The sequence below is a fragment of the Streptomyces sp. NPDC007917 genome, assembly GCF_042959105.1.
Lineage (GTDB): Bacteria > Actinomycetota > Actinomycetes > Streptomycetales > Streptomycetaceae > Streptomyces.
In genome coordinates this window covers 1-4630 of the sequence record NZ_JBIBKK010000064.1, presented here as the reverse complement: position 1 = coordinate 4630, position 4630 = coordinate 1, and the positions used below count along the sequence as shown (strand labels likewise).

The 4630-nt window shown below is 71.2% G+C and carries 1 protein-coding gene; it reads left to right on the top strand.

Going from position 1 to position 4630, the window contains the following annotated elements; genetic code table 11:
- The coding region (locus ACFZDL_RS47080; RefSeq protein WP_391194598.1) for an SDR family NAD(P)-dependent oxidoreductase at positions 1-4630 on the top strand (4630 nt) is incomplete at both ends.

Sequence of the window (4630 nt, the reverse complement as noted above, 5' to 3'; positions counted from 1 at the left end):
GGCCACCCCACCACCTGGCACCACCACACCCCCACCCACCACCCCAACCACCCAAACCTCCCCACCTACCCCTTCCAACACCACCACTACTGGCTCAACACCACCACTACCGCCGGTGATATGGCAGCAGCAGGCCTTGAGCCCGCGCGGCATCCCCTGTTGGGCGCGGCGGTAGAGCTCGCCGATGGCGACGGGTTGGTGTTCACGGGGCGGTTTTCTCTCCGTACGCATCCCTGGCTGGCCGACCACGCCGTCGGCGGCGCCGTGCTGCTGCCGGGTACCGCCTTCCTTGAGCTCGCCCTCCATGCCGGTGCCCATGTCGACTGCCGTCGGATCGAAGACCTTACGCTCCACACTCCGCTCGTCGTACCGGAGAGCGCCGGCGTGATGCTGCAGGTGACCGTGGCCGCGCCGAACGAAGCCGGAAGCCGGGCAGTGGATATCTACTCGCGCCCGGATGTCGGGGGCCTCACCACCGATTCGGCGGGCGAGCCGTGGACGTGTCATGCCGGCGGATACCTCGCCGACAAGTCTGCCTCAGACTCGGGTGAGTCGGCGTATGGTGCCATGCCCGCGGGTGAGTGGCCGCCGCCGGGTGCGGTCGCCGTGGATCTGGAGGTGCTGTACGAGCAGCTGGCCGAGGGAGGTTTCCATTACGGAGCGGCCTTCCGCTGTCTGGAGGCCGCCTGGCAACGCGGCGAGGAGGTCTTCGCGACCGCGCATATGCCAGAACTTCTGCTGGGTGACACGGCGGCGACTCGGTTTGCGCTGCACCCGGCTCTGCTGGACTCCGCACTGCACACCATTCCCCTCTTGCCTTGTCTTCAGGGGCAACAGGAGAGCGGGCTGCCGTTCGCATGGACCGGTGTCACCCTGGGTGCATCGGGGGCGACGGCCCTTCGCGTTCGGCTGAGGCCGGACCGCCACAGCCCAGGGGCGGTGTCGGTCGACGTGTCCGACGAGGCGGGTGAGCCGGTGGCATCGGTTCGGTCGCTTGCCCTGCGGCCGGTGACCAGGGCAGAGCTGCGCACGGCAGAGTTGCGCACGGCCGCCCCGGCCGCGTCCCACGGCTCGCTCTTCGAGGTGCGGTGGGAATCCGCTGCCCAGCCCTCATTGGCCGAAGGTGCCGACGCATGGGCGGTGATCGGGACCGGGCCGACGCTGTGCCGGGCCGAGGACTTCTCCACCCCGCAGGAGCGGACGTACGCCGACCTGGCCGCGCTGTGTGCGGCTATCGCCGACGACACCACGCCCATTCCCCGGACGGTCGTGGCCTGGTCCCCGGCGGGGAGTGAAGAGGAGCCGAGTGATGCGGTGCATCATGCCACACAGCACATGCTGGGCCTTGTGCAGCAGTGGTTGGCAGACGGCCGGTTCGCCGACAGCCGCCTGGTGGTCCTCACTCGAGCCGCGGTGGCCACGGTAGCGGACGAGGAGGCGAAAGACCTGGCGGGAGCGGCGGTGCGGGGTCTGATCCGCTCCGCCCAAGCGGAGCACCCCGACCGATTCGTCCTGCTCGACCTGGATGACCGCGCGGCCGGCCCGGAGGAACGCCGCAAGGCGCTGTCGCTGGCCCTGGCCTCCCGGGAACCGGAAGTGGCCGTACGCGATGGAGCGCTGAGAGCGCCCCGGCTGAGCCCGCTGGCCGAGCCCGCCCCACCGGTGACGGCCGACACCGCCACCGAGGCCGTGGATGAGCCCTCCTGGGTTCCCGGCGGCACCGTACTCATCACCGGCGGCACCGGCAGCCTCGGCACCATGCTCGCCCGCCACCTGGTGGTCACCCACGGCGTACGGCATCTGCTGCTCCTCAGCCGACGTGGCCTCGACGCCCCGGGGGCCACGCGGCTGAAGGCCGAGCTCGGGGAGCTCGGGGCGCGGGTGACTATTGCCGCCTGCGATGCTGCCGACCGCAAGCAACTCGCGGGCGCCTTGTCCGAGATCCCCGTCGACCATCCGCTGGCCGCTGTGGTGCATGCGGCAGGCGTACTGGACGACGGGGTGATCACCTCCCTCACACCGGACGACATGGCCCGTGTCCTGCGGGCCAAGGTCGATTCCGCACTCAATCTCCACCAGCTCACCCGCGACCTGCCGCTGTCCGCGTTTGTGCTCTTCTCCTCGCTGGCCGGGGTGATGGGTTCGCCAGGGCAGGCCAACTACGCCGCCGCCAACGCCGCCCTGGACGCGCTGGCGAGTCACCGTAGGGCGGCTCGGCTGCCGGCGGTGTCCTTGGCCTGGGGCGTTTGGGAGCAGACCGAGGGCATGACCGGGCAGATGGGTGCCACGGACCACGTACGGCTCCGCCGCTCGGGCCTGGGACCACTGGCCGCCGACGAGGGCCTGCAGCTCTTCGACAAGGCCCTGAGCTGCGGACACTCCCTGGTCGTGCCTGCCGCGCTCAGCACGAAGGAACTTCGGACACTGGGGTCCGTGCCCCCGTTCCTGCGACACATGTCAGGTGCTCCGGCCCGGCCGTCCGGGACCCGCGACACCCCGGCCGGTCAGCCGAGCTCCCTGCGGCGGCGGTTGTCCGGCCTGGGGCCGGAAGAACGGCTGCGGGAGGTGCTGCGGCTGGTGCGCTCACGGGCGGCCGCGGTGTTGGGCCACGGCACGGCGGAGGCTGTCCCGGTGGACTCGGCATTCCGCGACCTGGGCTTTGACTCCCTCGCCGCGGTGGACCTGCGGAACCGGTTGCAGCAGGCCACCGGGTTGCGTCTGCCGGCCGGCTTGGTCTTCGACCGGCCGCGCCCCGACGTACTCGCCCGTTTCCTGTGTGACGAGTTGGGCGGTGGTATGTCGGCGGCCACTGCCGCCCCACCTGCCGCGGCCGTCGGCGGGGCAGTGGGCGAGCCGGTGGCCATCGTCGGCATGGCGTGCCGGTTTCCAGGGGGTGTGCGGTCGGCCGAGGGCCTGTGGGATCTGGTCGCCTCCGGTGTGGACGCGGTGGGCGACTTTCCCGCGGACCGGGGCTGGGAGGTCGAACGGCTCTACGACCCGGACCCGGACCGAACCGGCACCTCCTACACCCGGCAGGGTGGATTCCTCTACGACGCCGCTGAGTTCGACGCGGCGTTCTTCGGGATCGGCCCGCGTGAGGCGCTGGCGATGGATCCACAGCAGCGGCTGCTTCTGGAGATCTCCTGGGAGGTGCTGGAACGGGCGGGAATCGACCCGACGTCGCTGCGGGGGAGCTCGACCGGGGTGTTCGCGGGGGTGATGTACCACGACTACGGCACCCGCCTGCGCGATATCCCAGAGGGCTACGAGGGCTACATCGGCAATGGAAACGCGGGCAGCGTCGCGTCGGGACGTATCGCCTACACCTTCGGCCTGGAGGGGCCGGCGGTGACCGTGGACACCGCGTGTTCGTCGTCCCTTGTCGCCCTGCATCTGGCCTGCCAGGCCCTGCGGGCGGGGGAGTGCACCATGGCGCTGGCCGGCGGGGTCACCGTCATGTCCACCCCCACCACGTTCGTCGAGTTCTCGCGGCAACGCGGACTGGCTGCCGACGGGCGGTGCAAGTCCTTCGGGGCCCGCGCGGACGGTACCGGCTGGGCGGAGGGCGCGGGGATGCTCCTCGTGGAGCGGCTGTCGGACGCCCGGCGCAACGGCCATCGGGTCCTGGCGGTGGTACGGGGGAGTGCCGTCAACCAGGACGGGGCGAGCAACGGGCTGACGGCGCCGAACGGCCCCTCACAAGAGCGGGTGATCCGCCAGGCATGGGCGAACGCGGGGATTGCCGCGGCGGACGTCGACGCGGTGGAGGGACACGGCACGGGGACGACGCTCGGTGATCCCATCGAGGCCCAGGCGCTGCTGGCGACATACGGACAGGGGCGTTCGGCCGACCGGCCGTTGTGGCTGGGATCGATCAAGTCCAACGTCGGACACGCCCAGGCCGCCGCGGGGGTGGGCGGCGTCATCAAGATGGTGATGGCCATGCGGCACGGGCTGCTCCCGCAGACTCTGCACGCCGAGGAGCCCTCACCGCATGTGGACTGGTCGGGCGGGACCGTGCGGTTGCTGGCCGAGCCGGTGGCCTGGCCGGAGCGGGGCCGGATGCGCCGTGCGGGCGTCTCCTCGTTCGGCGTCAGCGGCACCAACGCCCACGTCATCCTGGAACAAGCACCGCCCGCCGCCGAGCCCCACGAACCGGCAGAGCCGCGCACCACCCCGGGCCCGCTGCCCTGGCCGATCTCAGCGAAGAGCCCGCAAGCGCTACGTGCCCAGGCCCGCCAATTGCACACGTTCCTGACCAACACCCCGGAGGTGAACCCGGCCGACGTCGGTCACACCCTCGCGGTGGGCCGCGCCTCCTTCGCGCATCGTGCGGTGGTCGTCGGTTCGGACCGTGGGGAGTTCCTGCGGGGCCTGGACGCGCTGGCGGCCGACCAGGCCCACCCCGCCGTCATCACCGGCACCGCCAAGAACACCGGTGACCCGGCCAAGGTGGTGTTCGTGTACCCCGGCCAGGGCGGCCAATGGCCCGGAATGGGACTACGCCTGCTGGAAACCTCACCCGTCTTCGCCGAATCGATCCACGCCTGCGAGCAAGCCCTCGCCCCCCACACCCACTGGACCCTCACCGACATCCTCCACCGCCCCCACACCGACCCCCTGTGGCAAC